General features: G+C 46.3%; 16 protein-coding genes and 1 pseudogene. 13 read left to right on the top strand and 4 right to left on the bottom strand.

From position 1 onward, the window contains the following. From B2751_RS05795 to B2751_RS05770, 6 genes and pseudogenes are all read left to right on the top strand, one after another. Nucleotides 1-186, top strand: a pseudogene (locus tag B2751_RS05795) (23S rRNA pseudouridine synthase F); the annotation flags it as partial. A 54-nt stretch (nt 187-240) separates the two neighbouring features. Beyond that, nucleotides 241-1,116, top strand: coding sequence for an EamA family transporter RarD (gene rarD, locus B2751_RS05790; protein ID WP_035409277.1), 876 nt, complete (start codon nt 241-243; stop codon nt 1,114-1,116). A gap of 16 nt (nt 1,117-1,132) precedes the next feature. Further along, entirely contained in the window at nt 1,133-2,017 is an 885-nt protein-coding gene (rarD, locus tag B2751_RS05785) for an EamA family transporter RarD (RefSeq protein ID WP_035409275.1), read from the top strand. A 75-nt stretch (nt 2,018-2,092) separates the two neighbouring features. Beyond that, the gene (gene deoC / locus B2751_RS05780; RefSeq protein WP_290773480.1) at nt 2,093-2,758 is read left to right on the top strand and encodes a deoxyribose-phosphate aldolase; all 666 of its coding nucleotides are present in this window, start codon (nt 2,093-2,095) and stop codon (nt 2,756-2,758) included. A 135-nt stretch (nt 2,759-2,893) separates the two neighbouring features. Continuing rightward, nucleotides 2,894-3,868, top strand: coding sequence for a BMP family lipoprotein (locus tag B2751_RS05775; RefSeq protein ID WP_290773477.1), 975 nt, complete (start codon nt 2,894-2,896; stop codon nt 3,866-3,868). Next, a complete protein-coding gene (locus B2751_RS05770) occupies nt 3,865-5,514 on the top strand; it encodes a methyl-accepting chemotaxis protein (RefSeq protein ID WP_290773474.1) in 1,650 nt (549 codons plus the stop codon). The genes B2751_RS05775 and B2751_RS05770 overlap by 4 nt, the downstream gene beginning before the upstream one ends. 63 nt (nt 5,515-5,577) lie before the next feature. Here the strand turns inward: B2751_RS05770 and B2751_RS05765 are convergent, their stop codons facing one another. Together B2751_RS05765 and B2751_RS05760 are read right to left on the bottom strand one after the other, a co-directional pair. After that, a complete protein-coding gene (locus tag B2751_RS05765) occupies nt 5,578-6,825 on the bottom strand; it encodes a murein hydrolase activator EnvC family protein (protein ID WP_290773470.1) in 1,248 nt (415 codons plus the stop codon). Between the two features lie 334 nt (nt 6,826-7,159). Then, the gene (locus B2751_RS05760) at nt 7,160-7,909 is read right to left on the bottom strand and encodes an SDR family NAD(P)-dependent oxidoreductase (protein WP_290773467.1); all 750 of its coding nucleotides are present in this window, start codon (nt 7,907-7,909) and stop codon (nt 7,160-7,162) included. 136 nt (nt 7,910-8,045) lie between these two features. Between B2751_RS05760 and B2751_RS05755 the strand changes: the two genes are divergently transcribed. The 3 genes from B2751_RS05755 to B2751_RS05745 all read left to right on the top strand — a co-directional run bounded on the left by B2751_RS05755 (nt 8,046) and on the right by B2751_RS05745 (nt 9,820). Next, nucleotides 8,046-8,480, top strand: a complete 435-nt coding sequence (locus B2751_RS05755; protein WP_035409261.1) for a YkvA family protein — start codon at nt 8,046-8,048, stop codon at nt 8,478-8,480. 130 nt (nt 8,481-8,610) lie between these two features. Beyond that, nucleotides 8,611-9,174, top strand: a complete 564-nt coding sequence (locus B2751_RS05750) for a DedA family protein (RefSeq protein ID WP_035409260.1) — start codon at nt 8,611-8,613, stop codon at nt 9,172-9,174. Nucleotides 9,175-9,187: 13 nt separating this feature from the next. Next, nucleotides 9,188-9,820, top strand: a complete 633-nt coding sequence (locus B2751_RS05745; RefSeq protein ID WP_290773464.1) for an HAD family hydrolase — start codon at nt 9,188-9,190, stop codon at nt 9,818-9,820. An 86-nt stretch (nt 9,821-9,906) separates the two neighbouring features. Here the strand turns inward: B2751_RS05745 and B2751_RS05740 are convergent, their stop codons facing one another. Next, complete coding sequence (locus tag B2751_RS05740; protein WP_056060085.1) at nt 9,907-10,965, bottom strand: PTS transporter subunit IIC; 1,059 nt, start codon at nt 10,963-10,965, stop codon at nt 9,907-9,909. Nucleotides 10,966-11,152: 187 nt separating this feature from the next. Between B2751_RS05740 and B2751_RS05735 the strand changes: the two genes are divergently transcribed. After that, a complete protein-coding gene (locus B2751_RS05735; RefSeq protein ID WP_056060089.1) occupies nt 11,153-12,148 on the top strand; it encodes an NADP-dependent oxidoreductase in 996 nt (331 codons plus the stop codon). Between the two features lie 55 nt (nt 12,149-12,203). On the opposite strand, the gene B2751_RS05730 is transcribed toward B2751_RS05735, so the two are convergent. Beyond that, nucleotides 12,204-12,368 (bottom strand): hypothetical protein, encoded by a 165-nt coding sequence (locus B2751_RS05730; RefSeq protein ID WP_197026223.1) that lies wholly within the window; start codon nt 12,366-12,368, stop codon nt 12,204-12,206. A 287-nt stretch (nt 12,369-12,655) separates the two neighbouring features. Here B2751_RS05730 and B2751_RS05725 point away from each other — a divergent pair, with 287 nt between their 5' ends. The 3 genes from B2751_RS05725 to B2751_RS05715 are packed head-to-tail and all read left to right on the top strand — an operon-like array spanning nt 12,656 to nt 17,435. Continuing rightward, nucleotides 12,656-15,280: a glycosyltransferase gene (locus B2751_RS05725; protein ID WP_290773457.1), complete on the top strand. Its 2,625-nt coding sequence runs from the start codon at nt 12,656-12,658 to the stop codon at nt 15,278-15,280. Beyond that, nucleotides 15,277-16,281 carry a class I SAM-dependent methyltransferase gene (locus B2751_RS05720; protein ID WP_290773454.1) on the top strand — a complete coding sequence of 335 codons (1,005 nt, stop codon included), beginning with the start codon at nt 15,277-15,279 and terminating at the stop codon, nt 16,279-16,281. Before B2751_RS05725 ends, B2751_RS05720 begins: the two co-directional genes overlap by 4 nt. Next, nucleotides 16,176-17,435, top strand: a complete 1,260-nt coding sequence (locus B2751_RS05715; RefSeq protein ID WP_290773451.1) for a glycosyltransferase family 4 protein — start codon at nt 16,176-16,178, stop codon at nt 17,433-17,435. Before B2751_RS05720 ends, B2751_RS05715 begins: the two co-directional genes overlap by 106 nt. Nucleotides 17,436-17,487 lie beyond the last annotated feature (52 nt).

Below are 17,487 nucleotides of genomic sequence, written 5' to 3'. Positions count from 1 at the left end.
ATCATTTTGACGCAAGGGTTAAATCGTCAGATTCGCCGTATGTGTAAAGAATTCGGCTACCGGGTCAAACGGCTGCAGCGCGTCCGAATCATGAACATCGAGCTCGGCGATTTACCAATCGGTTCTTGGCGTGATTTGACGGAAGCGGAATTAAGCGAGTTGTTTACGACGCTAGACGGGCAATAAGGTTCAATGAAAGTCGCCACCCGGCGGCTTTCTTCTTACATAAGGGGGATGACCGTGGACAAACGGGGTATGAGTGCGACATTCGTCGCCTATGTGATTGGTGGACTATTGCCGATCTATAAAGTATTTGCAACTGGTATTCCAGCATGGACGGTCGTTTCGATCCGGATTTTAAGTGCGTTCATCTTCGTAACGTTGTTACTACGACTGACGAAGAAGTTTCAATTCGTTCGTCACCTGTGGCAAAACAAACGCCAGCGCTATACCGTGCTTGCGGCAGGTCTCGTATTAGGTGGTAACTGGTCACTCTATCTGTATGCCATCGGAGAAGGGTATATCGTCGAGTCGTCGCTCGGGTATTATATCAATCCGCTCGTCAGCGTCTTGTTCGGTTTGATCTTTTTTAAGGAACGATTAACGCGTCCACAAATCATCGCGATTGTATCAGCAATCACTGGTGTGATGATTTTAACGCTCGGTTATGGTCAATTTCCGATCATTGCCTTTTCACTTGCCATCTCGTTCGCATTTTATGGTGTGCTGAAGAAAAAGGCGGCAGCCGAGCCATTATCGGGATTATTTTTAGAGACGCTCGTCACGCTCCCGTTCGCTCTCTTGACGCTAGGCGTGACGGATAGTCAACCGCTTGCGATGCCGACGAGTGCACTGCTTGCAATCATCATGCTCGGAATCGCAACAGCAGTTCAATTGATGTTATTTGGATACGGAATGCCGAAAATCCCGTTTGTCTATGTCGGAATTCTGCAGTACATTGCACCAACGTTGACGCTACTCCTTGGAATTTATCTATTTAATGACGTCTTTACGACGATTCACTTCATCGCTTTTCTGTTCATTTGGATTGCCGTTGCTTTGTTTACGATCAGCGGTTTATCAGCAGGAAAGATACGGATGAAGAAGGTATCATAACGAAAGAAGGGATTATGTGAATCTACCGGGATTTTTCGCGACACTTGTCGCATATATCATTTGGGGGCTCTTACCGCTTTACTGGAAGATGCTCGCTAATGTACCGAGTGAAGAGATACTAGCGCATCGGATCATCTGGTCGTTTCTATTTCTACTCATCTTACTGTCGTTTCAAAAAGCACTTGGAAAATGGAAGACGGCATTGCGTGATCCGTTCACGCGCCGACTCTTTTTCTTAAATGGACTGATCATCAGCTTGAATTGGTTCATCTACATCTGGGCTGTCAATCATCAATTCATCGTTGAGGCATCACTCGGATATTACATCAATCCGCTCGTCAGCATCGTCTTTGGTGTCTTCTTCTTTCAAGAAAAGCTCTCACGGATTGAATGGATCTCGATTGTCCTTGCGACGATCGGTGTTCTGATTTTAACGATTGGCTACGGCGAATTTCCATGGATCTCGATTGCGCTTGCCTTAAGCTTCGGTTTTTACGGCGTCGTCAAAAAACGTCGTCCGCTTGAATCAACGGTCAGTCTGACACTTGAGACGATGGCGCCGCTTCCACTGGCTTTGATCTTCCTCGGATATTGGCAAGTACAGGGAACGTCTTCGATAACCGAATCTGTCGGTACGATGACTGGACTCATCTTAACGGGGATCGTCACCGCTGTGCCACTTTTGTTATTTGGATTCGGGGCACAACGAATTCCATTCACATGGGTTGGATTCTTGCAATTCGTCGCACCAACCTTATCACTTGGACTCGGTGTATTGCTCTATCATGAACCGTTTACTAAAACACACATGGTGGCGTTTACATGTATTTGGACAGCAGCGATTGTCTTTACGCTCAATGGAGTCTGGATTCGAAAAAAACAGCTTCGAAAAGTCGCGTAAAAAGATAGAAGTCAGACCTCTTGCGTGATAGAATAATATCAGAGTCAAAGGGAAGCCTTAAGGAGGATAACAATCATGAATTTAGCAGGAATGATCGACCATACGGCACTGAAGCCAGAAACATCACGTGCTCAAATCGAAACACTCTGTAAAGAAGCATTAGAATACAAATTCGCAAGCGTCTGCGTTAACCCGACATACGTCGCGTTAGCATCAGAACTCTTAAAATCAGATGATGACGTGAAAGTATGTACAGTCATCGGATTCCCACTTGGAGCAAACACGCCAGAAGTGAAAGCATTCGAAACAAAGGATGCAATCCAAAACGGTGCAACAGAAATCGATATGGTTTTAAACATCGGCGCATTAAAAGATGGTGATCTTGAGTTAGTAGAACGTGACATTCGTGCGGTTGTCGAAGCGGCAAACGGTACACTCGTTAAAGTCATCTTCGAAAACTGCCTTCTTACAAAAGAAGAAATCAAAACAGCTGCTGAACTTTCAGTTAAAGCAGGTGCTAACTTCGTGAAAACATCAACTGGTTTCTCAACTGGTGGTGCAACAGTCGAAGATATCCGTCTCATGCGTGAGACAGTTGGTCCTGACATCGGTGTTAAAGCATCTGGTGGCGTTCGTGACTTCGAAGGTGCAAAAGCAATGATCGATGCAGGTGCATCACGCATTGGCGCATCAGCAGGAATCGCAATCGTTACAGGTGGTACATCTGATAGCGATTACTAAGAATATCTGACATGTCCCTCTTTTATAGAGGGGCATTTTTTTGTTATGGGACTATTCTGAATTTAAATTTTGTATTAAGAAGTCAGACATCGCTTCCGATAATCAGATGTAGAATGTCGGAAGGATGTGGAATGAATGAAACGGTGGAGTGGAATCATACTGGCATCGACACTTAGCCTCGCAGGATGCGGTAGTGTCATCGATGATCCAGAACGGGCAGTCAAGGAGCGAAAGGAAATGGCGGTCGTCTTATCGGATGTTGGTCTTGGCGATCAATCATTCAGCGATGCAGCGATGAGCGGTATGGCGTTGTTGCGGGAGAAGGAAGGCTGGTCGATCGATTACCGGGAATTAAACGAAACGAAGACCTATAAAACAGCATTTGAAGCGTTAGCGAAAAAGAAGCCGACCGTTATCGTCGGACTCGGCTACATGGGGCAGACAGATCTTGAGACCGTTGCTAAAAAATATCCGAAACAACAATTCGCCTTGATTGATGCCGTCTCGACGTTACCGAACGTACTCTCGGTTACGTTCAAAGAGGACGAAGGAAGCTACTTAGCGGGTGCCGCTGCAGGAATCCAAACCAAGACGAATACGATTGGTTTCATCGGTGGGATGAAGTCGCCACTGATCGAGAAGTTCGAAAAGGGATACATAGCTGGCGCTAAAGCGGTCAATCCAAAAACGAAAGTACTCGTCGAATACGCAGAGGACTTTGCAGCACCGGAAAAGGGACGGACGCTCGCAAACGAAATGATGCAGAAAAAGGTAGACGTATTATACGCAGCTGCTGGATTGACGGGAAGCGGTGTCCTGGAGGCAGCGCAAACGAAGGGGAAAAAAGCGATTGGTGTCGATAGCGATCAAACCCCAATCGCACCTGACGCTGTCATGACGTCAATGCTAAAACAAGTTGATCTTGCGATTACAAAAATCGGACAAGATGTGGCTGCGAAAGGTCTACAGTCCGGACAAGTCGTCCTGGGTGTCAAAGAAGGGGCAATCCAGTTGGCTCCAATCCGAAACACGAACTTTACGGACGGGGAACGAAAAAAATTAGAGCAGCTGCAACAAGACGTGCTCGAAGGTAAGGTGACGATCCAATGACGTTACGGAAACGATTTTTACTCTCAACATTAGTGACGATTTTGAGTGTCGTCATCTTGATGGGATGGACCTTGTTCCAACTCCGTCAAATTCAATCCTATAACGAAGACTACGGAAAACAACTCGTTGAAATTTCAGAACTCGAAACGAAGCTCTTATATGAACAGGCAGCATGGAACCGACTGGCGAGCCAACCGTCTGAGAGTCAGGCGGAGCAGGTTCAGGCTCTTAGTAGAAAGAACGAGCAAGCTTTGAATCAGCTACAGAAGACATATTTGATTCCAGCGTTTCAAGAAGAGTTGAACCGGGCGGATATGAAGTATAAGACGCTCGCTGCAAAACGGACGGAACTGACGGACGCGGTGAATCCGATTGACATTCGCTCCCATGCGGCACGAATCGAAGGTGTCCTCAGTGATCTCTATACGTTACATACGAAAAATGGAGAGTTTTATGATGTCTTACAACGTGAGGCAAAAGACGAGACATTGAACCTGACGCGGACCGTCCTAATCGCGACATTCCTCCTCTTGATTGGTCTAGCGTTATACAATTGGTACTTCGCACGTAGTATCACGCGACTGATCAGCCGTGTCGTCCGGACAGCAGAGCAAATTTCGGATGGAGACTTGTCACAGGAACTGGTCGTATCCGGTCGAAAAGATGAGATTGGTCGACTCGAGACAGCGGTTGCGCAGATGCAAGGGACTTTACATGAGGTCATCGGAACGATCAGTCGTTCGTCGAACACGATTCGTCAGATGAGTACGGAAGCGACGACGGAGAACGCGAACATCGTTGAAGTTTCTGGCAACATGACCCATGCGATCAATGAAATGGCGAGTGGTACTCAAACAGTGTCGGACGATATCCAGACGACAGTCAGTACGATGTCCGATATGCAACAGCTCTTTGAAGAGAGTGAACAACGTGCACAAACTGCTTATGCAGAAGGACAGGCGGCCGATCACGTGATGGTTCAAAGCAGTTCCGTCATGGAACAGCAAGCACGGTCACTTCGCGCGTCAACAGAACAAAATCGCGAACTCGGTCAGAAACTGGAAGGTTTCTTAGAACAGACGCAACAAATCGAACAGATGGCACAACTCGTCGCGGGAGTCTCCGCGCAGACGAACTTATTGTCACTCAATGCGGCAATCGAGGCGGCACGGGCAGGGGAAGCCGGTCGTGGATTTGCCGTCGTGGCAAGTGAAGTTAAAAAGTTAGCGGACGAGACAAATGAGGCGACGCGCTCGATCTTCTCACTTGTCCGGTCGATTCGTCAGGACGGTGCTGTCTTACAAGAAGCACTCGTGCAAGCGGAGCGGGAGCAGACGAATCAGGTCGAGAACTTTACGCACGTCCAACAAGCTTTCGGTGAGACACGTCAAAAGGTAGCAAACGTGACAGAAACACTCGATTATGTGACGAAACAACTTGTTCATTCGAAACAACAAGCCCGCCATGTCGTTGGTCAAGTCAGTACAGTCAGTGGCGTCATGGAAGAACTTGCAGCCGGAAATGAAGAGATCGCTGCTTCGATGCGTGATCAACAGGCCTCGTTCGAACAGATTCATCAATTGATGCAAGAACTCGAGTCGACGACGACGTCGCTTGACAGTCAGACACATCAATTCAAAATTTAATGAACACAGCAAAAGTGCACGCATTCTCAGGAAGAGAAGGCGGGCACTTTTTCTTGAATCGACTTAGAAGAAGCTTTCTGGATCGAGTTCATTCGTCCGTCCATTCGCATCATACTGGTATCCACCATCATGGATTTCAAAATGCAAGTGTGGACCAGTCGAGTTACCGGTGCTTCCGAGAACACCGATTTGCTGTCCTTGTTTGACTTGTTGTCCCTGTTTAACGTTTAAGGCATTCATATGGGCATACACGGTCGTATATGTTTTCCCGTCGATATTATGAGAGATATAGACGTGGTTGCCGTAAGGACCACCTGAACTTGCTAAGATGACTGTCCCGCTTGCAGATGCAACGATTGGCGAGTTGAGTGGACCAGCGAAGTCGGTTCCATTGTGGTACGCATAACCATTGCTTCCGCTTGCTGCACCCATTCCTTGCGAGACGGAGCCTTGAGCAGGTTTGATGAATTTACCTTTTGCTTTTGAGATGACTTTCGTACTGGCCTTGCTAACAGATGCTGGCACTGCCGATTGTTTCGCAGCTTTTGCTGCAGCTGCCTTTGCTGCTCGTGCTGCTGCTTTTTCAGCTGCTTCCTGTGCCTTCAGTTGGGCCGATGCCTCTTTCAGGCTGAGGATGTTGGATTCGATTTTTTTCTTTTGTGACGTCAAGCGTTTCAACAGTGCTGTGCGCTTTTGTTTTTCTTGTTTTAGTTCACGTTGTTTCTTTTTTAAAACATTACGATCTTCAATCAAGTCTTGGCGTGTCTGCTTCAGTTCTTCTTTCGCAGCTGCCAGTTCTTTTTTGTTTGATTCGTAATCTTTTAATAAAGAAGCATCGCTTTCCGCAATTGTATTGAAGGCGTTGAAACGGCTAATCATATCACCAACATCTTTTGCACCGAAGACGGCTTCAAGCAGCGGGGCATTATCGGCTTTAGACTGACGAACCGCCAGACGATCACCGAGCATTTTTTCTTGCTTCTTGATTTTCTTTTGTAGCTTTTCGATCTTATCTTCTAATCGAGCAATTTGTTTCGTGTTTTCGTCGATTTTCTTTTGATTCTCGACGACTTGTAATGTCAGCCCGTTAATCTGTTGATCCAGGGCGTAGACTTGTTGCTGTGCTTTAGATAATTGATTCTTTTTTTGAGACAACGCCTCGCGTTGCTTCGATTGTTGTTGCTGGTTTTGTTGTTGCTTTTCTTTATATGAACTTGCCGCGTCGACGGGAGTTGTCGTCATGAGCGGACTTGCGAGTAAAGTGAATGTCATGAGCGATAGCCCGAGTGACTTTCCGAAAGGTCGTTTCATAAACTAAGCGTCATTCCTTTCCCTTGTGAAGTGTTACCTTTCCCACTCTAACAAGAAAATCGGAAAATCCACTTTACAATTCTTTTAAAAAAATGCAAGAGAAGCTAGCGAAAAGAATGAAGAATTTATGAAAATAATGATACGTGAACAGAAGAAAAAACAGAAAATGTTGATACGAAAGGAAAAATCAATGTGTAATTGATTGATTTCCGAATGATGTCAGAAGATATATTTTTGTAACATCGTATAAATAGAAGGTTTATTAATGTTTGAAAAAGGTATAAATATAGTTTTTGTGAAATGAAAAAGTGCCCCGAAAGGCACTCCATCCGAATCATTCTTCATAAATCATCTTTCGTGTCATCCCACCGTCTAGGACCAGTGTTTCGCCCGTTAAGAAATCGTTATCCGGGTGTGTTAGATAGAGAGCCGCACGAGCGACATCACTTGGTTTTCCGACGCGACCAGCTGGATGTTGACTATGATCTTCAGGTGATAATTCTTGATAGTCACCGGTTTCAATCCAACCAGGAGCAATCGCGTTGACGAGAATTCCGTCTTCTCCGAGTGAGACAGCAAGTGCATGGGTCAGAGCAAAAATGCCACCTTTCGTCGATGCATAAGATTCTGTATGCGGTTCCGACATGAAGGCGCGGGTCGAAGCCAGGTTGACGATCCGACCACCACTTTTACTTTGTTTCAAATAAGGTGTAGCGGCCTTAGTCGTTAAAAAGATACTACGCAGGTTCGTATGATGAACCCGATCCCATTCCTCAAGTGACAATTCGAGTAAGGGTTTTCGAATCATGATACCGGCGTTATTGATGACGATGTCGATATGACCAGTATGTTCAATCGCTTTCTCAATCAACAGTTGAACGTCTTTTTCGTGTTGGATATCGAGGTGATAGAAGTAAGCCGTCCCACCATCTTCTTCAATTTGTTGAACTAATTCGTCTCCTGTCATCTGATCGATGTCAGCAAGAACGACATTTGCGCCATGCGCAGCGTAGGTGCGGGCGAGTTCTGCACCAATGCCATTCGCGGCTCCCGTAATGATGACAGTTTGATTAACATGATTCATAAAAATCATCCTTTCTGTAACGCTTCTCTCCCTTTTTTACCGTTCCATCATATCCTGAAACCTGACAGGATTATCATCCGTAGGAACAGGGAAATAGAAAAGCGTCGAAGTTACTTTAGAATGGGGGAAAATAGGAATGAAATTCTCGAATCAACAATTAGAAAAACAACAAAATCAATATGCCGAAGATGCAAAAGATTATATTGATCGCCCGAAAAAGACGAACTCGCTGTTACAACGAGCAACTGCAAAGGTAAACGGGAACTCTCGTTTGTCCGTCGTCTTTTCACCGTTGACGTTGTTCGTCGATATGATTCGCGCGTACCAGTCAGGTGAATACCGCAACATTCGTCGTACGACGATCTTAAAAGTAATCGGCGCATTGGTTTATCTCGTGTCACCAATTGACCTCGTACCTGATTTCGTACTCGGATTTGGATTTGCAGACGATATCGCGGTCATCCTTTTCGTCACGAAAACAGTCTTTGAAGAATTGACACGTTTCAGCGACTGGCAAGATGAACAACAAAAACGTCGTACGCAACCATTGCAAAGCGAGGATGCGTATTGATCAAATAGATGATCCGAGCGACTTCACACAAGAAGTCGCTCTTTCTGATGTAAAAAGAGCCGTTTCCTGTACGCCCTCTTGAAATTTCGATACACTAGAAATAGTTGGTAAAGAGAGAGGGAGGGCGAAAATGGGACACCACTGGATGGAATCATACGGTTATATCGGGATCATGATGACGCTCATGTTTCCATTCATACCGAGCGAAGTACCGCTCGCGTATGCAGGATATCTCGTGCATACGGCACAGGCGAATCTGCTATTCATGGTGTTCCTTGCTGTAGTAAGCTTCGTCATTAGTCAGAACCTCTTTTTTACGATTGGACAGTTCGGGAGTGAACGGTTATTGAATCGTTTATTCAAATGGTTTCGGATTTCAGAAACAAAAATGCTCCAGTTTCAGACGCAAATGGAGACGAAAGGACGCTATATTCTTCTTCTTTCTCCGATGTGGCGTATCGGATTTGCGATTGGTGCCGGTCTAACTGGTGTTTCACGCTGGACGTTTACCGTCGTGACGACGATTTCCTTTTTCCTCTGGTCGACGCTCTTCATTTGGGGCGGGAAAGCTGTTGGTCATGAATGGCGAAAATTGCATCACCTCAATCACCCGATAGTTTGGATTGGTTTAGGCGTGTTGATTACGGTTGGCTATTTGATTCAGAAAAAGAGAAAAGCAAAAAAAGAGATGTAAAAGGAGTGGGAACATGGCAATTATCTTATTCGATATCGACGGTACATTGATTGACTCAACGGAACAAATGACAGAAGCAATCCATCGGGCGATGGAGGACATGCCGCATCTTCCAAAACCTTCTCAAGCTAGTGTACAAGCAAGTTATGGGTTGGCGGGAAGTGCCTTTTGGCGTAAAGCGATTCCGGAAGCCTCAGAAGAGGATATTCGGTTAATCCGTAAAAAAAGACATGGTCATTTAGAAGAGACGATGGTTGAGCAGAATGTCTTATTTGACGGAATTCGATCATTATTGCAAGCTCTTGTTTCAGCGGGACACACGGTCTCGACTGCAAGTAATTGCGGCAACCACTATCTAAACCTTGTGCTTGATAGTCAGGAAATCCGCTCGTTCTTCACAAGTCCGAAATGCTTGGAATCCGTCAATGGAAAAGAAAAATCGGATATCTTACGCGCTCACCGCGATGAGTTTGGAGAAGGATCTTACTGGATGATTGGAGATCGGTCTTCTGATGTCGAAGCGGCTCGTAAGGAACATATGCCGGTCGTCTTATGTCAATATGGTTTTGGTACGCCATCCGAGTGGAATTCGGCAGATCATGTCATCGAGACACCGCTTGATTTGTTAACAGTGATTGAAAAATAAAGAAGTAAGAAGCCAAGCTAGACACGTCGATTTTTTCAGACGGTCGGCTTGGCTTTTTTGTGGTTAAAATATCAATCAAGATGCACTTACTCGAAATCGAGTCGGTACGGTTCTGCGCTCATCCATGGACGGAACTTCCGGAAGAGTAGATGGAACAATAAACAGAGAATAATGGGTAAGACGATAAAAAGACCAAGCACGAATGTCATATTGAAGAGCGTCCATCCTCCTGACATCAGGTGTAGCGCATTGATTGGACCGATTAAACCAGACATTCCAAATCCGGCACTAAACGGTGTACCTTGAACACCGAGCATTCCTGCTAATGCACCAAGGATAGCGGCACTACACATGACAGGTAGAATCATCAATGGATTACGAATGAAGTTCGCCATCTGGATTTTAGGAGAACCAAGAAAATGAGCAATCGACGTTCCACGTGAATTCGCTTGCCAACCGGCAATCGCAAGACCGAACCCAGCGGCACAGACACCTAGATTGGCAGCTCCGGCAGCAACACCCGATAAACTGATCGCGGTCGCAATGCCGACCGTCGAAAGCGGAGAGACGATGAGAACGGAAAAGGCGACCGCAATTAGAATGCCCATCAAGACGGGTTGAAGTGCCGTGAAGTCTGAGATGACATGTCCTATTGCTGTTGTGATCCGTGTGACGAACGGATACGTCAGAACACCAATTCCACCGGCACCGACAATCAAAATCGTTGGCATGACAAGCACCGTATATGTTTTGAAGCGTTCACCAATCAATAAGACGATTGCTGTTGCAATAGCTGCCGTCAAACCAGCATTGATGACATCACCTGTACCGACGAAAACGAATGTCGCATCCGCACGGGTCGCAACACCTGAGCCGACGACCGTCGCGAGTCCAATCGATGTGGTGGCGATCGGTGTCACTTTAAATTGCATCGCTACGGCGACACCAATCACCATTGGTAAAAGTCGCATCGCGAGTGTCGTTGCGTCCAAAACGTGTTGGGCACCAGAAACGTATGGCAATAATGCCTTAGCGAGTTCACCGAGTAAGGCTCCTGGAATAAGGGCAACGAGAATTCCAATACTGAGACCGTTTAAAACATGCACTGCAAATTGACGTGGCTGACGCAAAATAGATGAATCCACAAAATCCTCTCCTTATGTAACGCTTTTGTGCATAACAGTATAAAAGTTATGAATTGTGTTTTATCTTACGGTAAGAACAGAAGGACGTCAAGGAAAAGTTAGAAAATTCCAAACGAGCAAAGGATTCGTCTTTCAGAAACGGAATTGTTACAGTGAAGAAGTATATTGAATGAGGAGGTCATGAATCATGTCAGAACAACGTATCGTATTAGCAGAACGACCAAACGGAAAACCAACAGGGGAAACATTCCGTTATGAATCATTTGAGTTAGCAGATTTACGAGAAGGGCAAGTCGCACTGGAGTCACTCTATATCTCAGTCGATCCATATATGCGGGGACGTATGAACGATACGCGTTCTTATTCGCAACCGTTTGAGATTGATGAACCGATTCACGGGGGTGTCGTAGCGCGTGTCATCGAGTCTAAAAGTGAGGCGTTCAAGTCAGGTGATGTCGTCGTGGGGATGCTCGATTGGGCAACGAAAGCAGTCGTCGATGCGAAAAGTGTCCGTAAAATCGATGAGCAGATCGCTCCAATCTCAACAGCGCTCGGTGTTCTCGGAATGACAGGGATGACGGCGTATTTCGGGTTGCTTGATATCGGGAATCCACAGCCAGGAGAAACTGTTGTCGTATCGGCAGCAGCAGGGGCTGTTGGATCGATCGTTGGTCAAATCGCTAAAATCAAAGGTGCACGAGTAGTTGGGATTGCAGGAAGTGACGAAAAGTTACAGCACTTAAAAGCAGATCTTGGTTTTGACGAAGTCATCAACTACAAAACGGAAGACATCCGGAAAGCATTAGACCGGACGTGTCCAGACGGCATCGATGTATATTTTGAAAATGTCGGTGGAGAGATCGGCGATGCGGTTCTGGATCGGCTTAATCCATTCGCGCGGGTACCGGTCTGCGGCGCTATTTCTGGGTATAACGCACAACAGGACATCGGTCCACGTGTTCAATCGAAATTAATCATTGCGCGTGCGCGCATGCAAGGTTTCTTAGTGGGGGATTATGGCAAACGATTCAAGGAAGCGGCTGAGCAACTCGGTCAATGGGTCAGTGAAGGGAAATTACGATATGAAGAGACGATCTTTGAAGGCTTCGATCGTGTACCAGATGCTTTCCTCGGATTATTCGATGGCTCGAACACAGGGAAACTATTAGTAAAAGTTAAGTAATACGCCAAAAGAGGTTGCGGAATTATTCCGCAACCTCTTTTTTATGGCATGAGATTCATGAATCCTTTTGATCGCGCTTGAGTTCTTCTGGATCTGGATCCGGATGTTGTGTTTCCGCAGGCTTGATTCCGGGATCTGATGTCTCAGCTGGATCAGGGTCCGGGTGAAGACCAACGTCTGCCTTTTCATCTGGTAAATCATGATTTTTTTCGTTTAACATGTCCAGTCATCTCCTTTTATCAGTACGTAGTAATGTTTCCCCGTTTTTTAAATCCAAAACAATGAGAGTGCATAAGAGTCGTTTTCGAAAACGCGTAAATGATTTCCACGGACAAGAAAGCGAAACCGGTCGATTTCCTAGGAAATACAGGTTGACTGAAATGGAATGTAAGGAAAATCCAAAAAAGCTTCACTAAGTCTTTACAAAAACCTTGCAAGTCCTTCAAGTAGCCTTTGAATTGCTTCCGTAGACTAAAAAAGAGTTGAAAAGAGGAAGGGTGTTTACGTGTGAGTGATCAAAAATGGAAACGACAAATCATGCAACAACTGAACTGGGTTCGCGAAGAGAAAAAACGGCTCACAAGCGAGACGACAGCAAGTAAAGAGTCACTCGAAAAACTTCGTCAGCTGGACGTCTTGCGTCTGCCAACGGTTCGAACTTCTAAAAACACGACGACACGTTATCAACAAAATAGCCAAGCGTCATTACTAGATCAATTGGATGTCTCACATATTCCGGTACGGACGACGACGCGTTATTATGAAAAACGACCAATCGAGATGGCAATCGTCTGCTCGGAATTCATGTATGCCTATTATGAAGATGCCGTTCATCTCCATTATGTCAATGCGAACACATTCGAAGAAGTTTTCGAGCGCGAGATTGATCTCTTTTTGGTCGTATCTTCATGGAAAGGATTACGTGGGGATGATTGGAAAGGTGTCGCCACACCAAATTCAAAGAAACGCCAACGGTTACTTTCGATGATGCAGGAAGTCAAAGCCAAAGGAATTCCAGTCGTCTTTCAATCGACGGAAGACCCGAGTAACCATGAACGGTTTCAAGACGTGGCTCAAGCTGCCAATTATGTCCTGACTTCAGATGAGGCGATGATTCCTGAATATCGTGTTTTATGTGGACATGATCGAATCATGGCGATGCCGTTTGGAGTCAATCCATTGATTCACAATCCGATTGGAGCGACACGTAGCCGAAAGAAGGGCGTTTTATTCGCCGGTAGCTGGATGGCGAAATATCCGGAGCGTGTGAAAGATACGGAGATGTTGTTTGATGGGGTCATGCAGTCTTCGCACGAACTCGATATCGTGGACCGGAATTATCATCTCGACTTACCAGCCTATCAGTTTCCGGAACGCTATCAATCACGGGTCGCACCAGCGATTCCTTATGATGCCTTACAACAAGTCAGTAAATGTTATGACTGGGTCCTGAACCTAAATAGCATCAAATATAGTAAGACGATGTGTGCCCGTCGCGTCTATGAATCGCAAGCACTCGGTAATTTGATCTTGTCGAATTACAGTATCGCCGTCAACAATGAGTTCCCGAACATCTTCACCGTACATGACGCACAGGAGGCGACGGCGATCGTAGAACGCACATCGCAAGAAGAAATCGAACGTTTACGAGCAGAAGGACTTCGTGCCGTCATGACGGAGCATACAGTCTTCGAACGGATGGATCAGATTCTAGCGTTCATTGGACGAGTACCTGAAACACGAAAGCATCGTTTACTAATCGTTGTCGCTCAGGATGGGGAAGTCATTCGTGACGTGATCAATCGTCAAAGTCTCACACCAGACGAAATCGTCTCAGCGGATGCATTGACGGAGCAAACCTATGATCAAGCGGATCTCGTTGCTTGGATGGATGGGCATGAATCCTACGGTGAATATTATTTAGAGGACCTCGTGAATGGCTTTAAATATAGCGATGCCAGCATTGTCCGAAAGGGGAGCCAACATCCATATCATCTACATGAGATGAGCGGTAGCCGAAACGGTGCGATTATCTGGCGGTCAGATATCGGATATGACGCGTTTCAAGCAGGTGAATTGAACGGAAAAACGCTGTTGCTCGATCAATTTGAGTGGAACGAGCAGACAGTAGTTCCGACGGATCACACACCGCAACTGTCGGTCGTTGTTCCCATCTATAACAATGGGAAACATCTCACGTATAAATGCTTCGCCAGTCTAACACGGATGGATCGATTCATGGAGTCAGAGATTTTACTCGTAGATGATGGATCGACGGACATAGAGGCACGTCAAGCCGTAGAACGTCTCGCGCGACGTTATGGCAATGTCAGAACCTATTTCTTCGAGACAGGTGGTAGTGGTAGTGCTTCGCGTCCTCGCAACAAGGGAGTCGAGATGGCACGAGCTGACTATGTGACGTTCCTTGATCCAGATAACGAGGTACTCAGCGATCGTTATGCCTTTTTGCTTCAGGAATTAGAGAACGATCCATCACTTGATTTTGTAGCGGGTCATATGAAAAAACTTGCCGAGAAGACGAGTATCATCGCCTTGCCGACGATTCGCAAACAAGGACGAACGGTTTGTGAAGATCCAAAAGCTTTTCTATTGAAACATCGCTTTGCGGTACAAAGCATTCAAGCACTCGTCGTCCGTCGTACCTTCTTGCTCGAACATCAATTGGAACAGGTCGTCGGTGCAGTCGGTCAGGACTCCTTGTTTTTCCAGGAATTGATGCTTCGCGCCAATCGTGTCTTACTCGTCAATCGGGTCATCCATTATTATTATGCAGCAGTTGCAGGATCGACCGTGAATGCATTGACGGTGAAATTTTTTGAACGCAGTGTTGTCCGAGAACGGGCACGAGCTGAGAAATTCGCTCGTTATGGAGTGCTTGAGGTATACAAGGAAACACGATTCGAGCATTTCTTCGAGCATTGGTATCTCGTTAAATTACGCTACTGCAGTGATAAGGATTTCGCACCAAGTGTCGCATTGTTGCGCACAATCATTGGTTTCTATGAGCCGATCACATTGACGAACCCGTTGATCCGTCGATTCATGGAGCTTGCAGACCGTCAGGAGACAGATCGCCTTCAACATCTATTACTTGAGGAGGTGCAGAAATGACGGCATCGATGAAGACAGCACGACCAAAAGATCAAATCCGAGCAGCTTACTACGATCAATTAGGGGGGGGATTCGGTAAAAAAGTGCGCGCGCGTGTTCACTGGATCGTTCGACAAGCAAAAGGGGAGCACATTTTAGATATCGGTTGTTCCGGTGGAGTTGTTCCGATTTTGCTTGGACGGGAAGGGAAACATGTCGTCGGAATCGATGTCTTACCAGAAGCGATTACTGAAGCCAAACAAGCATTGCTTGAGGAACCGGCATCCGTAAAGGAAAAAGTGGAATTACATGAAGCGAATGTCATGACGTATACAGCTGACATTCAATTCGACACAGTCTTGATGACGGAAGTATTGGAACATATCGGGGAGCCGGAACGCTTCATCGCTCGTGCCGTCTCCTTCATCGCACCAGAAGGACGACTCGTCATCACAGTTCCATTTGGAGTGAACGATTATGCGGATCACAAACGGACGTATTATTTAAATCGACTGCTTGAACAGTTGACGCCCTTCGGTAAAATCGAGACGGTCGAGCGGCTTGATAAGTGGCTAGGGATCACGATTCAAGTCTATCCTGAACCACGAGAGGGTCGAGCCATTTTACCAGCGGAAGTCGAATGGCTCGAAGACGCCTTTGAAGAGGTGGAACGATTGCATCTTGCAACGATCATTGATTTAAAACGCAAGCAACAGAATCTAGAACGAAAAGTACAGCGGTTAGCGGAACAAACAGATTTATTCGAGCAAGCACAAGCGGAATCACTACGTCATGAACAGCAATTACAGGAACAGCGTGAACAATACAAGATGCTCGAAGAACAATATGCTGAACTGCTCGATCGGTTCGAAGCGTCATTGGTGACAAATCTGGAATTGCTGGAGGCGAATGCATCATGGAAATCAAAATACCGCTCACTCGCGCGATCAAAGCTCGGAAAAATCGTCGTCCGCTACTGGAAGTTCCGACGTCAACTCAAGCAGCGCCGGAGTCGTCGATGAATGTCTTGATGATTTGTCAAAATTTCTATCCGGAAATCGGGAGTGCGGCAAACCGAATGAAGAATATCTTCAAGCGGATGGAACAAGCCGGAAGTGACGTCCATGTGTTGACGTCAGAACCGCTCTATCCGACGGCAGAACTCTATACGGACTCGATGTTCTGGGATGAACCGAGCCTGGACACGGCACATGTGACTCGTATCCAACCGCGTGACGTCCGGGCGACAAATAATTTATGGCGGCGCCTTCGCTTGTTCGTGGAACAATTCGTACTTGCGGTGAGAGAGGTTCGACATGATCCAAAATCCTACGCCTACATCTATGCGACGACGCCGTCCATCTTCATGGGGCTTGTCGGGGTCGTCGCGAAACATGTCAAAAAGGCTCCTTTGATTCTTGATGTGCGTGATTTATGGCCAGAATCGTTGATTGGCGTCGGCATTACGAAATCGCGTCTCTTATTGACTCCGCTCTACTGGCTTGAAAAGTGGATGTATCGACAGGCGGATCAACTGGTCATCAATAGTGAAGGTTTTCGATCGTATATCGAAGGACGAGGCATTGCACCGGAAAAAATTCATTATATCCCGAACTCGATCGAGGAAAACGAGTGGTTAATCAAACGTCGAAAAGTATCGGAACAAGTTCGCGTCGTGTATACAGGGAATATCGGGCTCGCGCAAGATGTATTCTTGTTACTCGATGTCGCACAGGAACTTCAGCAGGAGCAAGATATCTGCTTTCAAGTCGTCGGTTATGGTTATCACAAACAAACGTTCGAACGACTCGTTAAGGAACGAGGATTGACGAATATCGAGTTTCTTGACGCGATGCCACGCTGGGATGCATTGAAACAACTCGCGAAGAGTGACATTGCCTTTGCGACACTCGTCGAGAGTACAGCGTTCGATACAGTGACACCAGGCAAAATCATCGACTACATGGCGATGGGCTGTGCCATCGTCGGTGCGGTATCAGGTCATGCGGCGNNATGTCATCGAAGAAGCAGGAGCCGGTTATGTGTCTGTCCAGCGGAAAAAAGAGGAGATCGTCGATCATATTCTCGAGTTATCACGAAATCCAGAGAAACGTGCAACGATGGGACGGGCGGGTGTGGATTACGTCCAACGCCATTTCGATTGGGAACAAAATGAACAGCGCTTGTTTGAAGCCATCGAACAAACGCAGTCACGAAAGGCGGTCGCA

It is taken from the genome of Exiguobacterium sp. UBA6282, from assembly GCF_002440475.1.
Taxonomy (GTDB): Bacteria; Bacillota; Bacilli; order Exiguobacteriales; family Exiguobacteriaceae; genus Exiguobacterium_A.
This window is presented reverse-complemented; position numbering and strand designations above follow the sequence as displayed.

Bases quoted from the DNA above. Each gene is read 5' to 3' on its own strand.
- B2751_RS05730 (WP_197026223.1), bottom strand. From the start codon at position 12,368: ATGTTAAACGAAAAAAATCATGATTTACCAGATGAAAAGGCAGACGTT.
- deoC (WP_290773480.1), top strand. From the start codon at position 2,093: ATGAATTTAGCAGGAATGATCGACCATACGGCACTGAAGCCAGAAACA.
- B2751_RS05770 (WP_290773474.1), top strand. From the start codon at position 3,865: ATGACGTTACGGAAACGATTTTTACTCTCAACATTAGTGACGATTTTG.
- B2751_RS05765 (WP_290773470.1), bottom strand. From the start codon at position 6,825: ATGAAACGACCTTTCGGAAAGTCACTCGGGCTATCGCTCATGACATTC.
- B2751_RS05745 (WP_290773464.1), top strand. From the start codon at position 9,188: ATGGCAATTATCTTATTCGATATCGACGGTACATTGATTGACTCAACG.
- B2751_RS05735 (WP_056060089.1), top strand. From the start codon at position 11,153: ATGTCAGAACAACGTATCGTATTAGCAGAACGACCAAACGGAAAACCA.
- B2751_RS05760 (WP_290773467.1), bottom strand. From the start codon at position 7,909: ATGAATCATGTTAATCAAACTGTCATCATTACGGGAGCCGCGAATGGC.
- B2751_RS05720 (WP_290773454.1), top strand. From the start codon at position 15,277: ATGACGGCATCGATGAAGACAGCACGACCAAAAGATCAAATCCGAGCA.
- B2751_RS05750 (WP_035409260.1), top strand. From the start codon at position 8,611: ATGGGACACCACTGGATGGAATCATACGGTTATATCGGGATCATGATG.
- B2751_RS05775 (WP_290773477.1), top strand. From the start codon at position 2,894: ATGAAACGGTGGAGTGGAATCATACTGGCATCGACACTTAGCCTCGCA.
- B2751_RS05755 (WP_035409261.1), top strand. From the start codon at position 8,046: ATGAAATTCTCGAATCAACAATTAGAAAAACAACAAAATCAATATGCC.